At 59.9% G+C, this 14,824-nt stretch carries 17 protein-coding genes; 10 read left to right on the plus strand and 7 right to left on the minus strand.

Going from position 1 to position 14,824, the window contains the following annotated elements; genetic code table 11:
* Nucleotides 1–35: 35 nt before the first annotated feature.
* The 9 genes from EDC28_RS17630 (at nucleotide 36) to EDC28_RS17670 (ending at nucleotide 7,468) form a co-directional block, all read left to right on the plus strand.
* Nucleotides 36–1,709: a methyl-accepting chemotaxis protein gene (locus tag EDC28_RS17630; RefSeq protein WP_123422483.1), complete on the plus strand. Its 1,674-nt coding sequence runs from the start codon at nucleotides 36–38 to the stop codon at nucleotides 1,707–1,709.
* 31 nt (nucleotides 1,710–1,740) lie between these two features.
* A complete protein-coding gene (gene radC, locus EDC28_RS17635; RefSeq protein WP_050658902.1) occupies nucleotides 1,741–2,415 on the plus strand; it encodes a RadC family protein in 675 nt (224 codons plus the stop codon).
* Between the two features lie 112 nt (nucleotides 2,416–2,527).
* On the plus strand, nucleotides 2,528–2,764 hold the full coding sequence (rpmB, locus tag EDC28_RS17640) for a 50S ribosomal protein L28 (protein WP_008482453.1): 237 nt from the start codon (nucleotides 2,528–2,530) through the stop codon (nucleotides 2,762–2,764).
* An 11-nt stretch (nucleotides 2,765–2,775) separates the two neighbouring features.
* On the plus strand, nucleotides 2,776–2,943 hold the full coding sequence (rpmG, locus tag EDC28_RS17645) for a 50S ribosomal protein L33 (RefSeq protein WP_050658901.1): 168 nt from the start codon (nucleotides 2,776–2,778) through the stop codon (nucleotides 2,941–2,943).
* Between the two features lie 177 nt (nucleotides 2,944–3,120).
* Nucleotides 3,121–4,011, plus strand: coding sequence for a GTP cyclohydrolase FolE2 (gene folE2 / locus EDC28_RS17650; protein ID WP_123422484.1), 891 nt, complete (start codon nucleotides 3,121–3,123; stop codon nucleotides 4,009–4,011).
* A 58-nt stretch (nucleotides 4,012–4,069) separates the two neighbouring features.
* Nucleotides 4,070–4,753 carry a glutathione S-transferase family protein gene (locus EDC28_RS17655; RefSeq protein WP_123422485.1) on the plus strand — a complete coding sequence of 228 codons (684 nt, stop codon included), beginning with the start codon at nucleotides 4,070–4,072 and terminating at the stop codon, nucleotides 4,751–4,753.
* Nucleotides 4,754–4,762: 9 nt separating this feature from the next.
* Nucleotides 4,763–5,572, plus strand: a complete 810-nt coding sequence (gene mutM / locus EDC28_RS17660) for a bifunctional DNA-formamidopyrimidine glycosylase/DNA-(apurinic or apyrimidinic site) lyase (protein WP_123422486.1) — start codon at nucleotides 4,763–4,765, stop codon at nucleotides 5,570–5,572.
* Between the two features lie 19 nt (nucleotides 5,573–5,591).
* Nucleotides 5,592–6,737, plus strand: a complete 1,146-nt coding sequence (locus EDC28_RS17665; RefSeq protein ID WP_123422487.1) for a UDP-galactopyranose/dTDP-fucopyranose mutase family protein — start codon at nucleotides 5,592–5,594, stop codon at nucleotides 6,735–6,737.
* On the plus strand, nucleotides 6,734–7,468 hold the full coding sequence (locus EDC28_RS17670) for a DUF707 domain-containing protein (protein WP_123422488.1): 735 nt from the start codon (nucleotides 6,734–6,736) through the stop codon (nucleotides 7,466–7,468). Before EDC28_RS17665 ends, EDC28_RS17670 begins: the two co-directional genes overlap by 4 nt.
* Here EDC28_RS17670 and EDC28_RS17675 read toward each other — a convergent pair whose 3' ends face one another.
* The 4 genes from EDC28_RS17675 to EDC28_RS17690 are packed head-to-tail and all read right to left on the minus strand — an operon-like array spanning nucleotide 7,469 to nucleotide 10,843.
* Complete coding sequence (locus EDC28_RS17675) at nucleotides 7,469–7,996, minus strand: hypothetical protein (protein ID WP_123422489.1); 528 nt, start codon at nucleotides 7,994–7,996, stop codon at nucleotides 7,469–7,471.
* Nucleotides 7,997–8,006: 10 nt separating this feature from the next.
* Nucleotides 8,007–9,425 carry a capsule assembly Wzi family protein gene (locus EDC28_RS17680; protein WP_123422490.1) on the minus strand — a complete coding sequence of 473 codons (1,419 nt, stop codon included), beginning with the start codon at nucleotides 9,423–9,425 and terminating at the stop codon, nucleotides 8,007–8,009.
* 4 nt (nucleotides 9,426–9,429) lie between these two features.
* A complete protein-coding gene (gene coaD / locus EDC28_RS17685; RefSeq protein WP_050658892.1) occupies nucleotides 9,430–9,921 on the minus strand; it encodes a pantetheine-phosphate adenylyltransferase in 492 nt (163 codons plus the stop codon).
* Nucleotides 9,922–9,937: 16 nt separating this feature from the next.
* Complete coding sequence (locus tag EDC28_RS17690; protein ID WP_123422491.1) at nucleotides 9,938–10,843, minus strand: galactosyltransferase-related protein; 906 nt, start codon at nucleotides 10,841–10,843, stop codon at nucleotides 9,938–9,940.
* A 186-nt stretch (nucleotides 10,844–11,029) separates the two neighbouring features.
* Between EDC28_RS17690 and EDC28_RS17695 the strand changes: the two genes are divergently transcribed.
* A complete protein-coding gene (locus EDC28_RS17695; protein ID WP_123422492.1) occupies nucleotides 11,030–12,124 on the plus strand; it encodes a glycosyltransferase in 1,095 nt (364 codons plus the stop codon).
* On the opposite strand, the gene EDC28_RS17700 is transcribed toward EDC28_RS17695, so the two are convergent.
* Genes EDC28_RS17700 through rfaD form a run of 3 tightly spaced genes read right to left on the minus strand, consistent with a single transcriptional unit; the run spans nucleotide 12,108 to nucleotide 14,811 of the window.
* A complete protein-coding gene (locus tag EDC28_RS17700; RefSeq protein ID WP_123422493.1) occupies nucleotides 12,108–12,857 on the minus strand; it encodes a glycosyltransferase family 2 protein in 750 nt (249 codons plus the stop codon). The two genes, EDC28_RS17695 and EDC28_RS17700, sit on opposite strands and share 17 nt — an antisense overlap.
* Complete coding sequence (gene waaF, locus EDC28_RS17705; protein ID WP_336391559.1) at nucleotides 12,854–13,885, minus strand: lipopolysaccharide heptosyltransferase II; 1,032 nt, start codon at nucleotides 13,883–13,885, stop codon at nucleotides 12,854–12,856. Before waaF ends, EDC28_RS17700 begins: the two co-directional genes overlap by 4 nt.
* Nucleotides 13,864–14,811, minus strand: a complete 948-nt coding sequence (gene rfaD, locus EDC28_RS17710; protein WP_123422495.1) for an ADP-glyceromanno-heptose 6-epimerase — start codon at nucleotides 14,809–14,811, stop codon at nucleotides 13,864–13,866. The genes waaF and rfaD overlap by 22 nt, the downstream gene beginning before the upstream one ends.
* Nucleotides 14,812–14,824: the final 13 nt, after the last annotated feature.

Consider the following 14,824-nt stretch of genomic DNA (forward strand, 5'->3'; position numbering starts at 1 on the left):
TAAAACAGCAGTGTAATCTTGGGGGAGAACGCGGCATGAATGGCCTTTCAGTCAAAGCGCGCATGATGTTGCTGGCGGTGATGCCGGTGTTGCTGGTGTCGTTGGTGGTCAACGGCTTGCTGTGGTTTAAAGAGAGCGGATCGCTGCGCCAGAGCGTGGCCCAGATGCGCCAGCAAATGATGGCTCAGCATCAGGCCCAGCTCACCAGTTATATCCGCCTGGCGCTCACCGCCATCGACGATCTGTATAAGCAAGACACGCCCCAAAGTAAGGAAGAAGCCAAAAAAGTGCTGCGGGGGCTACGCTACCAGGATGACGGCTACTACTACGTTTACGACGAAAAAGGCGTGAACGTGGTGCACGGCGCCAACCCGGCCCTGGAAGGCAAGGACCTGCTGGCCATGAAAGACAAAATGGGCAATACCGTTATCCAGGACATCCTGGCCGCCGCCAAAAGCGGTGACGGCTTTACCCGTTTTTATTGGAACAAACCCTCCAAAGGTAGCGAAGAGCCTAAGCTGGCTCTGGCCAAAGCCCTGCCCAAATGGGGTTGGGTGCTGGGCACCGGTTTTTATATTGACGATGTAGACGAGCAGGTCGCCGCCTTCTCCGCCGAGGAAAAGGCCAAGCTGCATGCGCTGATGGCCTTTGTGGTGTTGGGCAGCCTGGCATTGGTGGTAGTGGCGGCCTTGCTGGCGCTGCTGGCAGCCAGCCGCATCAACACCCCGTTACAGCACCTGCTGACCGGCCTTAACGACATATCCGAAGGGGAAGGGGACCTAACCCGCCGCTTGGCCGTGGAAGGGCGTGACGAGCTGGGCCAGGTTGCCCAGGCCTTTAACCGTTTTGTCAGCCGCATTCAGCAATCCATCAGCGAAGTGGCCGGGGTCTCCGGCAAACTGGGCAGCAGCGCCGATGTGATTGAGCGCCAGGCGCAGGATCACCAGCAGCAGATGCAGCGCCATCGCCAGCAAACCGAGCAGGTGGTGGCGGCAGTTACCGAGATGAGCGCCACCGCCCAGGAAGTGGCGGCCAGTGCCAGCCGCGCCGCCGACGCTACCGCCAATGCCGAGCATGAATCGGCCACCGCCACCCAGGTGGTACAGGGGGCTATTGCCAGCATCGATCAACTGGTGCGAGACGTAGAACAAGCCGGGCGGGTGATCACCGAGCTGGATAAGGAAACCGACAAAATATCCCAGGTGGTGGCAGCCATTTCCGCCATCGCCGAACAAACCAACCTGCTGGCCCTTAACGCCGCCATCGAGGCGGCCAGGGCCGGTGAGCAAGGCCGAGGCTTTGCGGTGGTAGCCGACGAAGTACGTGGCCTGGCGGCGCGCACCCAGCAAAGCACCGGCGAGATAAGCCTGATGCTCGGCAACCTGCAAAGTGGCGTCAAACGGGCGGTGGAGGCGGTCGAGACCGGCCAACAGCGCAGCCAGGTAACGGTAGAAGAGGCCAGCCGGGTGGTCAGCACCCTCAACGTGGTGGCCATGGCGGTGGGCACCATCAACGAGATGAACATGCAAATTGCCAGTGCCGCCGAGGAGCAAAACGCCGTGTCTGAGGAGATTAACCGTAACTTGTCGGCGATCTCCGACATCGTCGAGCACTTGGCTCAAGGCGCCCACGAGGCGCAAAGCACCGGCGCCGAGCTGGCCGGTGCCAGCCAGTCGCTGAGCCGGTTGCTGGGGCAATTTCGTATTTAACGGCTAACACCCATGGGTCAAGGAGGACTACATGGCAATTCGAGACTGGCCCGAGGCCGAGCGCCCTAGGGAAAAGCTGCTCAGTAAAGGCGCAGGGGCGCTGAGCGACGCCGAACTGCTGGCCATCTTCTTGCGAGTGGGGGTGGCTGGCAAAGACGCCGTAACCCTGGCCCGTGAGCTACTGGGCCACTTTGGCAGCCTGCGCAGCCTTATCAATGCCGATGCCGGCCTTTTTTGCCAGGCCCCCGGCATGGGCCCGGCCAAATTTGCCCAGTTGCAGGCGGCGGTGGAGCTGAGCCGCCGCTTTTTAGGGGAAAAGCTCAGCCGCGAGGCGGTACTGAGTTGCCCCGATGATGTGCGCCGCTACCTTATCAGCCGGCTGCGAGACCAACCCCGGGAAGTGTTCTGCCTGCTGCTGCTCGACGCCCAACACCGGGTTATCAAACTCCACGAACTTTTCTTTGGCACCCTCGATGGCGCCGCCGTCTATCCACGCGAAGTAGTGAAAGCGGTGTTGGCCGCTAATGCCGCGGCGGTGATTTTGGTGCATAATCACCCGTCCGGCATCGCCGAGCCCAGCCGGGCCGACAGGCAACTGACCGAACGCCTGGGGGCCGCCCTGGGACTGGTGGAAGTGCGGGTGCTGGACCATTTAGTGATAGGGGATGGCGAGGCGATTTCCTTTGCGGAGCGAGGATGGCTGTGATCGTTGTTGATCTCGGCGGGACTTTTCTGTATAAATTGCGCCCTCTCTGCGCCTGAGGCGACGGCCTCGAGGTGATAATCGCTCGAGCTGATGTTTTTGGAGATTAATTACAATGTCCCGAGTATGCCAAGTAACCGGCAAGGGTCCGGTTGTGGGTAACAACGTTTCCCACGCTAACAACAAGACCCGCCGCCGTTTTCTGCCTAACCTGCAAACCCACCGTTTTTGGGTAGCCAGCGAAAACCGTTTCGTTAAGCTGCGTCTGTCCACCAAGGGTATGCGTATTATCGACAAGAAGGGCATCGACGCCGTACTGGCTGACCTGCGTGCCCGCGGTGAGAAGATCTAAGGGGATAAACCATGGCAAAAGGTATTCGTGAGAAGATCAAGCTGGTTTCCTCTGCTGGCACCGGTCACTTCTACACCACCGACAAGAACAAGCGCAACATGCCGGAAAAGATGGAAATCAAAAAGTTTGATCCGGTTGTTCGTCAGCACGTTCTCTACAAAGAAGCCAAAATCAAATAAGATTTGCTTCCTTGCGAAAAAGCCCGGCTCAAGCCGGGCTTTTTTGTGCCCGCCATTTCGCGAGTGCCCAAAGCGCTATTTTCGCCACCGCCGATAGCGGCGATCTCTGCATTGAATTTGTGATGTTATAACGTTTAAGGTTGTGGCCACCTTTTTGCCAGCCAAACAGACCTGACCATGACCCATGCCCTGCCCGATGTCTCCCTTAGCGAATCGCCACTAAACGCCAGTGCCCTGGAATGGGTAGGGATGGAAGGCATCGATTTACCCATTACCCTGGCCGAGCCGGGCTACCGGCGCCAGCTCCATGCCAAGGTCGACATGCAGGTGGACCTGCCGGAGCCCGGCATCAAGGGTATTCACATGTCCCGGCTGTACCGGTTGCTCGAACCCTTGGCCAATGGCCGAGCACTGCTACCTGGGCGCCTTCGCCAACTGCTGCGCGCCATGGTGGCCAGCCATGGCGATTGCCACAGCAGCCATGCCCGGTTGCGGCTGCACTTCTCGCTGCTGGTGCGCCGTGCCGCGCTGAAAAGTGACGGGCTATCAGGGTGGAAGGCTTACCCGATGGTGATTGACGCCAGCCTGGTTGGCGGCCAAGTGGCCCTTACTAGCCAGGTAACGGTGGCCTATTCCTCAACCTGCCCCTGCTCGGCGGCGCTGACTCGCCAACTGCAGGAGCAGGGCTTTTTAGCGGCCTTTGCTGGCCAAGGGTTGCTGGCACCAGAAACGGTTGCTGCCTGGCTGCGTCAGCACGGCACCCTCGCTACCCCCCACAGCCAGCGAAGCCTCGCCGAGGTCTCGGTTAGCCATAGCAGCGGTGCTGGCCACTTTGGGCTGCTGGGGCTTATCGACACCATCGAGCAGGCTCTGGCTACGCCGGTGCAAACCGCCGTCAAGCGGGCCGACGAACAAGCCTTTGCTGCCCTTAATGGCCAGAACCTAATGTTTGTGGAAGACGCCGCCCGCCGTTTGCAAGGGGCGTTGGCGCATTACCCGGAGGCCAAAATCAAGGTGCGCCATATGGAGAGCCTGCATCCTCATGACGCGATAGCCATGGCCGGCTGAGGCCGGTGTCAAATGGCGCCATAGACGTTATGCTAGGCGGCAAACCAAGGAGGACCCGATGTCTATCGTGCTTTATGAGCTGGCCGGCGCCAATCCGCAGCGCCGTTTCAGCCCTTACTGCTGGCGTATTCACCTGGCGCTGTGGCTTAAAGGAGTGAGCTTTGATGCCCGCGCCTGGCGTTATAACGACAAACCGCTGATCGCCGCCTCCGGCCAAGGCAAGGTGCCGGTGTTGTTTGCTGGTGAGCAAGTGCTGTGGGAGTCCTGGGATATTGCCTGTTACTTGGAGGCGCACTACCCTGAGGGGCCGTCGTTGTTCCCGGAAGGGCAGGCCCAGGCTAAAGCCTTTATGGAACGCTGCGACAAGGTGTTCAATGTCGCCATTCGCTGGTTTTTGCTGCCGGCCATCTACCCGCTGCTGACCCCGGGCGACCAGCGCTATTTTCGCGCCACCCGCGAGGCGCAGATCGGCATGGCTCTGGAAGCTTGCTCGCAAAAGGCCGACCAGGCTGCTTTTTACGCAGTGCTGGCACAGTTTGCCGAGGAGCTCGGGGATAAACCGTTTTTTGCCGGCAACGAACCCGGTTACAGCGATTTGAGCCTGCTGGGCTCGATGCTGTGGGGCGCCGCCACCTGGCCTGTTGATTTCCTGGCTGATGAGCCGCGTCTTAACAGCTGGCGCGCCCGGCTGGCGGCCCGCTTCCCTGGCCTTGGCGACTATTGCTTCTGTTATCCGCTGTAAGGAGCCTTGATGCCGGAATTACCGGAAGTTGAAACCACCCGCCGTGGTGTATCCCCCTTTTTATTAGGCCAGCAGATCGCTCGCATCGAAGTGCGCCAGCGTGGCCTGCGCTGGCCGGTGCCGGAGGCGCTGGCGCTGCTGGAAGGCCAGGTCATTGAGAAAGTCAGCCGCCGCGCCAAGTATCTGGTGATCGAAACCGCCATGGGCAGCGCCCTGGTGCACCTGGGCATGAGCGGGGCGCTGCGTATCCTCACCGAAGTTCAGGCACCCGGTAAGCACGACCACGTGGATTTGGTGCTGGCCGGTGGCCAGGTGATGCGCTTCACCGATCCGCGCCGCTTTGGCGCCTGGCTCTATGTGCCCCCCGGCGAGCAGCATCAACTGCTTGGCAAGCTGGGGCCGGAGCCGCTTACCGAGGCCTTTGACGGCCAGCGCCTCTTTGAGCTCAGCCGCAAGCGGCAGATCCCGGTCAAAACCTTCATCATGGATAACGCCGTGGTGGTGGGGGTGGGCAATATCTACGCCAACGAAGCACTGTTTATGGCCGGTATCGATCCGCGCCGCCCGGCCGGTAATGTCAGCCAGGAGCGCTACCTGAAGCTCGCCGAAGCTATCAAGGCGGTGCTGGCCCGGGCCATCGAGCAGGGCGGCACCACCTTGAAGGATTTTACCGCCGCCGACGGCAAGCCCGGCTACTTTGCCCAAGAGCTCAAGGTCTATGGCCGCAAGGGATTGCCTTGCCCGGCCTGCGGCGCAGAACTTCGGGAAGTGCGCATTGGCGGGCGCAGCACGGTATACTGCGCCCTTTGTCAGCGCTGAATTGTGGAGTGATGGTGCTATGGCGCGGTATTTGATTGCAGGGGCAGGCCTTGCCGGGGCGGTACTGGCCCGGGAACTGGCCGAAGGCGGCGCCGAAGTGGTGGTGAGGGACGAGCGCCCCCATGTGGCCGGTAACTGCCACACCGAGCGTGACGCTGAAACCGGGGTCATGGTGCACCGCTACGGGCCCCACATCTTCAACACCAACAGCGATGAAGCCTGGCAATACGTTAACCGTTTCACGCCGTTTCGGCCCTTTATCAACAGGGTTAAGGCGGTCACCCACAAAGGGGTGTTCAGTCTGCCGGTGAACCTGCATACCATTAACCAGTTCTTTGGCGAGGCGTTCAGCCCGGCCGAGGCCCGCACTTTTGTCGAAGGCCTGGGGGATGACATTGCCGAACCGGCCAACTTCGAAGAACAGGGCCGCAAGCTGCTGGGCTCGGCGCTGTATGAAACCTTCTTTGACGGTTACACCCGCAAGCAGTGGGGCTGCGAGCCCAGCGAGTTGCCAGCCTCGGTGCTAAAACGCCTGCCGGTGCGCTTCAACTACGACGACAACTACTACAACGCCCGCTACCAGGGTATCCCCGAAGCAGGCTATACCGCCATGGTGGAGGCTATTTTGGACCACCCCGGCATTAAGGTGGAGCTGGGCCAGGCGGTGGCGCCGGGTGACGGCGCGGGCTTTGACCACCTGTTCTGGAGCGGCCCGCTGGACCAGTACTTCGGTTGCCAACTGGGCAAGCTAGGGTATCGCACCGTCTACTGGACCGAACAGCGCTTCGATGGCGACGCCTTGGGCAACGCCGTGCTCAACTACCCGGACATGAGCGTGCCCTTTACCCGCAAGCACGAGCACAAGCACTTCACCCCCTGGGAGCAGCACCACAAGACCATCGTCTTTACCGAGTTCAGCAAGGCCACCGAGGATGGCGACATCCCCTATTACCCGGTCAGCCGCCCGGCCGACAAAGCCCTGTTCGGGCAATATGCGGCGCTGGCCAAGCAAACCGCCGGGGTGTCCTTTATCGGCCGGCTGGGATCGTATCGCTACCTCAATATGGATTTGGTGATCCTCGAAACCCTGGCCTTTGCCCGGGCCTTCAAGGCCGACCCCGGGCTGACTTTCCCCCCCGCCGTTGAGGAGATGCTGGCGCAATGAACAACCTGGTGATCTGTTGTGTCGGGGACGGCTCCTTGCATCCCCAGTGGCTAGAAGGCCAAAAGGACTTTGACTTGTTCCTGATTTACTTTGGTGACCAGTCGGGTCTCTACCGGGAGCAATGCCAGCATTATGCCGAGGCGAAGGGCAGCAAGTGGCAGCTGCTGAGCAGCCAGATAGCGGCCAATTGGGATTGGATCAAAGAGTATGACGCCATCTGGTTGCCCGATGACGACATCAAAACCGATGCCGCCAACATCAACCGCATCTTTGCGCTGTTCCACCAGTATCAGCTGAAGCTGGCTCAGCCGGCACTGACCCCGGACAGCTACATCAGCCTCAAGATCACCCGCCAGCGCAACTGGGCCCAGCTTCGCTTTACCAATTACGTTGAAGTGATGGTGCCGGTGATGACCAGCGACACCCTGGAGATGTTGCTGCCCACCTTTACCCTCAACAAAACCGGTTGGGGCGTGGACTACTACTGGAACAAGCTGGTGCGTGAGCGCGGCTGGGGGCCACTTGGCATCATCGATGCGGCGGCGGTCACCCACACCCGGCCAGTCAATCCCGAAGGCGGCTACTACCAGGCCATGGGTATCAGCCCGGGCCAGGAGCGGGACGAGATCATGCGCCGCTATAAGCTCAGTAAGAAAAAGCGCCATTACGGCGCTGTGATGGAGCTGGCGGGTAGGGCAGTCAAACTGCGTTGGCTGCCCTATATCTTCTGATCAGAACCGCTTTTGGATAGACAGGGTGGCGCTTTGGATGTCGAAGTAGACATCCTGCCGCCCTGCCGGATCGCTAGGCTCTTTGTCGCGGGCCAGCTTGTCGGCCTTGCGAAAATCCAGCCCTATCGACCAGCCTTGGTAGGGCAGTTTGTAGCTGACACCGGCGCCGTAGTAGTAACCGTAGGCCGGGCGGGTGTCAGACAAGCGGGCGCCCCCCAAAAAGCCGTGCACCTCGAAGCTGTCACCCAGCGGATAGTGGTAATCCAGGGCTCTTAGCCCCAAAAGGTTGCGGCCGTTGCTGCGGTCCCAATCCAGTGCTACGCCAAAAAGGCCATTACCGGCCGGGCGATAGACGCCGGCCATCAGGTGCGGGGTAACTTCGCTGCTGCGGTTAAAAGGCTCCATGGTGGGCGTACCCAAATCCACCTTCTCGCGGCTGAAACTGGCCCCCACTTCGGTCATTACCGTGGTGGCGGAGGCCTCAAAGGTCATCAGGCCGGCCAGGGCCACAAATGCGATTTTCTTCATTGTCGATTCCTTACCAACGGATATAGCCGCTCAGCATGGCGGAGCTGTCGCCAAAGACGTCGCGTTGTACTGTCACTTCACCACCCACCATGTAGCGGCGCCAAACCGTTGAATAGGCGGCGCTCAGCTGCTGGAAGCGGCTGTAATCAATGCTGGAGTAACCCTGGTTTTGCAGGGTTCGGTATTTAAAGCGCCACATGTCGGTGGCAGAAGGGGTCCAGCCGAGGATCAGGGTATGGGCCTGGGCGCCGATGCCGTCGCCAAACTGGCGCTCGCTGGCGCCCCAGTGACCGATGATCACGCCTTTATTGCTCAGGCCGTCCTGGTAGATGTGGTGCACATACCAGCTGTTCTGCCACTCGGAGAACTCGTAAGTGAGATCCCAGTTATCGGCGATGCGCGGGATATAAAGCCCACCAGACAGCGAGACATTGCCCAGGCGCCAGTTTGTGGCATGAGAGGTGTCTTCGCCGGCGTACTCGAAATAGAGGTTAAAGGGGGTGTCGCCGTCAAAGTGGAACTGGGTGGTAACGGACGCCGCTTGGTTACCAAATTCGGAGTCTTCGTTGACCCCCTGGCCGGTGTTGTCGTTGCCGGTAGGGTTAAAAAACGCCTTGCCGATATCACTCAGGGAGTTGCCGCCACGGGCGCCACCGCCAAACTGCATGATGCGGTTAAAGCCGATGGACCAGCCCTCCAAAGGCTCCATGGACAGGTGCAGCCCGGTGATCTTCGGCTTGCCGGCGGTGTAGCCGCCTTGGTAGGCGATGTGGCTACTGTAGGACATCTCCCCCACGAAGAATTCGTAGCGGATATTGAAATCGGTCAGCGGCCGGGTGTTGGACAAGGTGATACCCGGCATATTCTCGGCCTGGGTCGACAGCAACATGGCGCTGTCGTGCATCGGCGAGTACCAGTGCGAGCGGTAGCCGATATCGAGCTGGGCCCAGTCAAAACCCAGAGACAGCATGGTGTCCACCGGCTGGGCGTTGTCTTCGGTGAACTGGCCGCCGACGGTGACGATGCCGTAGTCGGAGAACTGCCAATACCCGCTGACATCCACCCGCAGGTTATCGTCAGAACTCAGGCCACGCTGGTTCGGGTCCAGGGTTTTGCCGTCGCCGGAGTCGACCCGGGCAGTCAGGCTGGCCTGGGTCAGCGACAGCCGCTGTTTGTAGCGCTCCAAAAAGCGTTTGATCTGGCCGCAAAGGGCCTGGTCCTTGCCACAAATGGCCGGCAGGGCGTCTTGTACCTCGGCGGCGCTGTAGGGCTTTTTCAGGGGGGCGCGGCCGGCAATGGCCATGGCCCGCTCCACTTGGTGCTCCAGCTCGGGGTATTGGTTGAGGGGCAAATAAGGGCTGACACCCTTGGCGGCGGCAGCGGTGCTGACCAGCACCAGTGAGGCCAGGGCGCTAAGGCGTAACAACATGGATTTATCCTTGTCTCTGTTGGACTTTTTCTAACAAAGCCTTTGCAACATCGGGATGAACGAACTGCGAAACGTCGCCGCCGTGAAGGGCCACTTCCTTGACCAGGGTCGAGGAAATAAAGGAATTCTCTTCGGCCGGTGTCAAAAACACCGACTCCAGATCCGGCTTGAGGCGGCGGTTCATGTTGGCCAGCTGGAACTCGTATTCGAAATCCGATACCGCGCGCAGGCCGCGGATCAGCACCGTTGCCTGGTTCTTGCTGGCAAAGTCGATCAACAACCCGGAAAAGCCTACCACCGACACGTTACTCAGATGCGACACCACCTGCTTGGCCAGTGCCACTCGCTCGTCGAGGCTGAACATGGGTTTCTTGGACGGGTTGGCGGCAACGCCGACAATCACCTGGCTGAACAGTCTTGAAGCCCGCTCCACCAAATCGGTATGGCCGTTGGTGATGGGGTCGAAGGTTCCGGGGTAGATCACCCTGACAGTCATAGCGGGCTCCTGGCTATCATCCTTGGCTGCCGATATCGACGACGATCTTCTCGAATCGGCCTTCGGTGTGTGCGGCGAGAATACTATAGGTCAGCGAGTTAAGGCCATCGCGGGCCGGGTCCAGTTGCAAACGTAACATACTGTTGCGCCGGTGGCGGTTGGCGCTGAGCTGCGGCGACACCCGTTTTTGGGTGGCTTTGGTGAAGTGCTGCGACTGGGGGTTGGCCAAGTCCCGGTAAACCCCTTGGTAATCGGCAAAGCAGCAAAGACCCTGCATCAGCAGCCGAAAGAAGAAGTCGTCGTCTTCCTTGCCCCAGCCCCAGTATTGGTTGGACAAGCCATTGGCGGCAAAGGCATGTTCCTTGCGAAAGGTGATGGCGCCGGAGAAGTAGTGGTCTTTGTACTCGGTTTCACGTCTGTGGGTGGTTTGCAGCTTGGTCACCAGCCGCAGCGGCAGGCTGGGGCAGCGGTAGTCGGCGTTGACCGGGATATTGTCCACATCGTGGATGCAGTAATAGTCGCTGTCGTCAGCGGCGTGGAGGATACCGGTGTTAATCAGCCGGGCCTTGTTGAAGATGCCGTCACCGGCTTGCTCCACCACCAAAATGCGGTAATCGATATGCTGGCCATCAAGCTGCGCTTCCAATGCCGGGCGCAGCGCCGCCAGGTGCTCGTCACGGTTGCGAAAGGGGATGATCACCGTCAGCTTCTTGCCTTCTTCAAAGGCAAATTCGCTGGGCCGGCGGGAGCGGCGCAGGTCTGTTGCGGCCAGCCAGGGCATTTTCAGGTTGTAAACCGGTACCGGCCGGTAACGGCCTTGGCTGCCCGCAAGGGCGGGGTCAGTGCCGACCCGGCCCCGGGGTAAAAAACGGTTGAGCAGTCTTTTTAACGCATTCTGGGCCGGGAACCTGGGGGACGACACGTCTTGGCATTCCTTGGTCTGGTAAAGGCGGGGCGCGCCGCCATCTTGAGCGCTGAGTATATCAGCGCCGGGGCGGGGCCAGTACCCTTTGGCCGCCTTGGTGTAAAGAAGGGGGGCCGCGCTCGGCAGGCGAATGTCCCCGGTATTTGTGCTATGTTGGCGCCGATTTTAAGGGGAGATAACGCCATGAAACTGCTGGTGATCAGTTCCTACAAAGACACTTGGAACTCGGTGCGGCCGGAAGCCGAGATGCTCATTGGCTTAAAAGAGCACGGCATCGAGCTGGAAGTGATGACCCAGGACGACGCCGAATACGTGCGCCGTTTCGAAGAAATGGGCGTGAAGGTCCACCCATATCACCCCAAGAAGAAATTCAGCCTGGCCAGCATCAAATACATTCGCCGGGTACTGAAAGAGGGCCGTTTTGACGCCGTTTACGGCTTTAACAACAAGGCCATCTGCAACACCAACTTTGCCGCCATCGGCCTGCCGGTAAAAGTGCTCACTTATCGTGGCCAGACCGGCAACATTGAGAAGTGGAACCCCACCGGTTATCTCACCCACCTCAACCCACGGGTAGACCGCATCGTCTGTGTGGCTAAGGCCACCGAGGTGGACTTGCGCCCCCAGGTGTGGGGCAACAAGAACAAGGTTTGCACCGTCTATAAGGGCCATGACCTTGCCTGGTACAACGACACCCCGGTGGATTTGAGCGAATTTGGCATCCCCGAAGGCGCCTTTGTGATGGGTTCGGTGGCTAACCTGCGGCCCCGCAAGGGCTTGCCGGTGTTGATGGAAATGACCCATCAGCTGCCCAAGGACGCCAATATCCACCTGTTGCTGGTGGGGGGCGGCATGGACAAGCCCGAAGTGCAGGCGATGATTGACGCCAGCCCCATGAAGGGCCGTATCCACCTGGCCGGCTTTCGTAAAGACGCCCCGGCCATTATCGCCGGCTGCGATGTCTCTATCCTTGCCTCAACCAAGCGCGAAGGCCTGCCCAAGACCGTGATTGAAGCCATGGTCTACGGGGTGGCGCCCATAGTGTCTGACACCGGCGGCAGCGCCGAGCTGATTGAAGACGGCATCAGCGGCATCAAGATAGCGCCGGGTGATGTAAAGGCCATGGCCGAAGGGGTAATGCGCCTTTTCAATGACCGCGAGCTGTGCCGCGCCATGGGCGAAAATGCCCGCCAGCGCATTGGCGAGCATTTCAACGTGGCGCAGTCAGCCAGGGATCTGGCCAAGGTCATTAAAGACACCGTCAACGGCGCGTTTTAAGCCACAGCGCCGCGTATTTGTTGAAGGAATAATGGGCAGCGAACACGGCCAGCAAAAAGCCGTGTTTGCCGTCCATAAAGCCGCGCTGGAACACGAATTTTCGTAAAAAGGTCGACATGCTGTGCAGCACTGCCGACGACACCCCCGCCTTTTTCCCCTTGCGCGCCTTGTTGTCGGCCCAGTCGTTGGCGTAGCGCACCGACTTTTGCAGGTAACTGGTCAGGTCGCCGGTGGTGTAATGCAAAAGGTGCCCTGGCAGGTCTTTGAACTTGGCACCTTTGCAGTCCACCTTTTCATGCACCAGGGCATCGTCGTAGCGGTACTCGCTATTGCGGTGCAGCCGCACGATGCGGTCGGGGTACCAGCCGGAGGTCTTGATAAAGCGGCCGAAGAAATCGGTGAGCCGGTTGGCGCGGTACACCAGCTGCGGGGTGCTGTCCTCAATGGCGGCCAGAATGCCGGCTTTGAGCTCCGGGGTAACCACCTCGTCGGCGTCTATCCAGAAAAGCCATTCCCCTTTTGCATGCTGTTGGGCCCGTTGGCGCTGGGGGCCAAAACCGGGCCAGCCGTCACTTTGGAAAATACGGGCGCCAAAGGCTTCGGCCTGGGCCAGGGTGTCGTCGGTGGAGCCGGAGTCCAGCACCACAATCTCATCAACGAAATCGAGGCTTTTCAGGCAGTTTGGCAAGTCCTTGCCGACATTTTTGCTGATGATCACCGCAGAAAGTTTCATGCAAGGGTCTCCAGCACCTGCTCGACGCCAATTTCGGTCAGGCACCGGTAATGGCCAAAGCGGCAGGTGCGCTCAAAGCAGGGGCTGCATTCGATGGGGTGGCGCACTATGGTGGCCTTGCCTGTGAGTGGCGGCGTGAAATCCGGGCTGGTGGAGCCGTAAATAGCCACCACAGGCGCGCCGGCAGCGGCGGCCACGTGCATCAACCCCGAGTCGTGGCTCACTACCTGTTGGCAATGGGCGAACAGATCCACGGTGTCTTCCAGGCGGGTCTTGCCACAGAGGTTAAAAACAAACGCCTGGCCGTCGCTTATCACTTGGCCAGCGTCCACATCCTTGGGGCCGCCCATCACCCACACCTGGTAGCCCTTGGCCACCAGCCGAGCGGCCAAGGCGCGGTGGCTTTCTAGCGGCCACTGCTTGGAGGGGCCGTATTCAGCGCCGGGGCACAGCGCTATCGCCGGTTTATCCAGCGGCAGTGCCAGTTTGGCCATCACCGCCTTGAGGTTGTCTTTATTGATGGTCAGCGCCGGGCTCGGCACCTCGAACTGGTAACGCTGGTAGTCGGCTTTGCTGACCCCCATGGCCATGTAGCGCCACACCGTTTTGTCGGTAATGACATTGCCACTGCGGGTAGGGCGGCGTTTGCGGGCATCGCTCAGCATAAAGCTTCGCCCTTCGCCGCTAAAACCCACCCGCTCGGGGATACCGGCCATAAAGGGAATAAGCGCCGATTTAAAGGAGCGAGGCAGCACCAGGGCTTTGTCGTAGCCTTCTTTTTTCAAGGTTCTGGCCAGTTGCCATTGGCCCTTGAGGTTGAGCTTGCCGTGGCCCCAAGGGGCGGCAATACCCCGGCGCACCTGCGGCATACGGGCGATGATCGGCAGCGACCAGCCCGGTGCCAGTACGTCGATAACGGCATCGGGGTGGCGCTTTTGGATATCGATGAACAGTGCCTGGGCCATGACCATGTCACCGACCCAGGACGGGCCCACTACCAGCAGCTTCATGCCTTGGCGTCGAGCCATTGCAGGTATTCGCCCACCCCTTCGGCCACGGTTTTGAAGGGTTCTTTGTAGCCCACGGTGCGCAGCTTGCTGATGTCGGCCTGGGTAAAGCTCTGGTAGCGGCCTTTAAGCTCGTCGGGGAAAGGAATGTATTCCACCTGGCCCTTGCCGTGATGGGCTATTACCGCTTCGGCTACGTTCTGGAACGGCTCGGCGCGGCCGGTACCCAGGTTGAAGATGCCGGACAAATGCGGGTGGTCGAAGAACCAGAGGTTGACCTTGCACACGTCGCCCACATAGACAAAATCGCGCTGCTGGCCGCCGTTGGGGTAGCCGTCGTAGCCTTCGAACAAGCGCGGGTTCTTGTCTTCCAGCAGTTGGTTGTGCAGGTGATAGGCCACCGAGGCCATCTTGCCCTTGTGGTGCTCGCGGGGGCCATAGACGTTGAAGTAGCGAAAGCCCACCACTTGGCTGTCGGCCTGGGGCAGAATGCGGCGCACGTACTGGTCGAACTGCCACTTGGAGTAGCCGTAGACGTTAAGCGGGCCTTCGCATTCGCGGTCTTCGCGAAACTCTTCTGAACCGCCATAAACGGCGGCGCTGGAGGCATAGAGGAAGGGCACTTCCCGCTCCAGACACCAGTGCAGCAGCTCCTTGGAGTACTCGTAGTTGTTCTCCATCATGAACTTGCCGTCCCACTCGGTGGTGGCAGAGCAGGCGCCTTCATGGAAAATGGCATCTACGGGGCCGAATTCGTCGCCGGAAACGATGCGGGCGATGAAGTCGTCTTTGTCCAGGTAATCGGCGATGTCCAAGTCGGCGAGATTCTTGAATTTGGTGCCGTCGGTGAGGTCGTCCACCACCAGAATGTCTTTATAACCACGCTCGTTGAGCGCCTTGACGATGTTAGCGCCGATAAAACCGGCACCCCCCGTTACGATGATCATCAATTTCCCCTGT

The sequence above is a fragment of the Gallaecimonas pentaromativorans genome, assembly GCF_003751625.1.
Taxonomy (GTDB): Bacteria; Pseudomonadota; Gammaproteobacteria; order Enterobacterales; family Gallaecimonadaceae; genus Gallaecimonas; species Gallaecimonas pentaromativorans.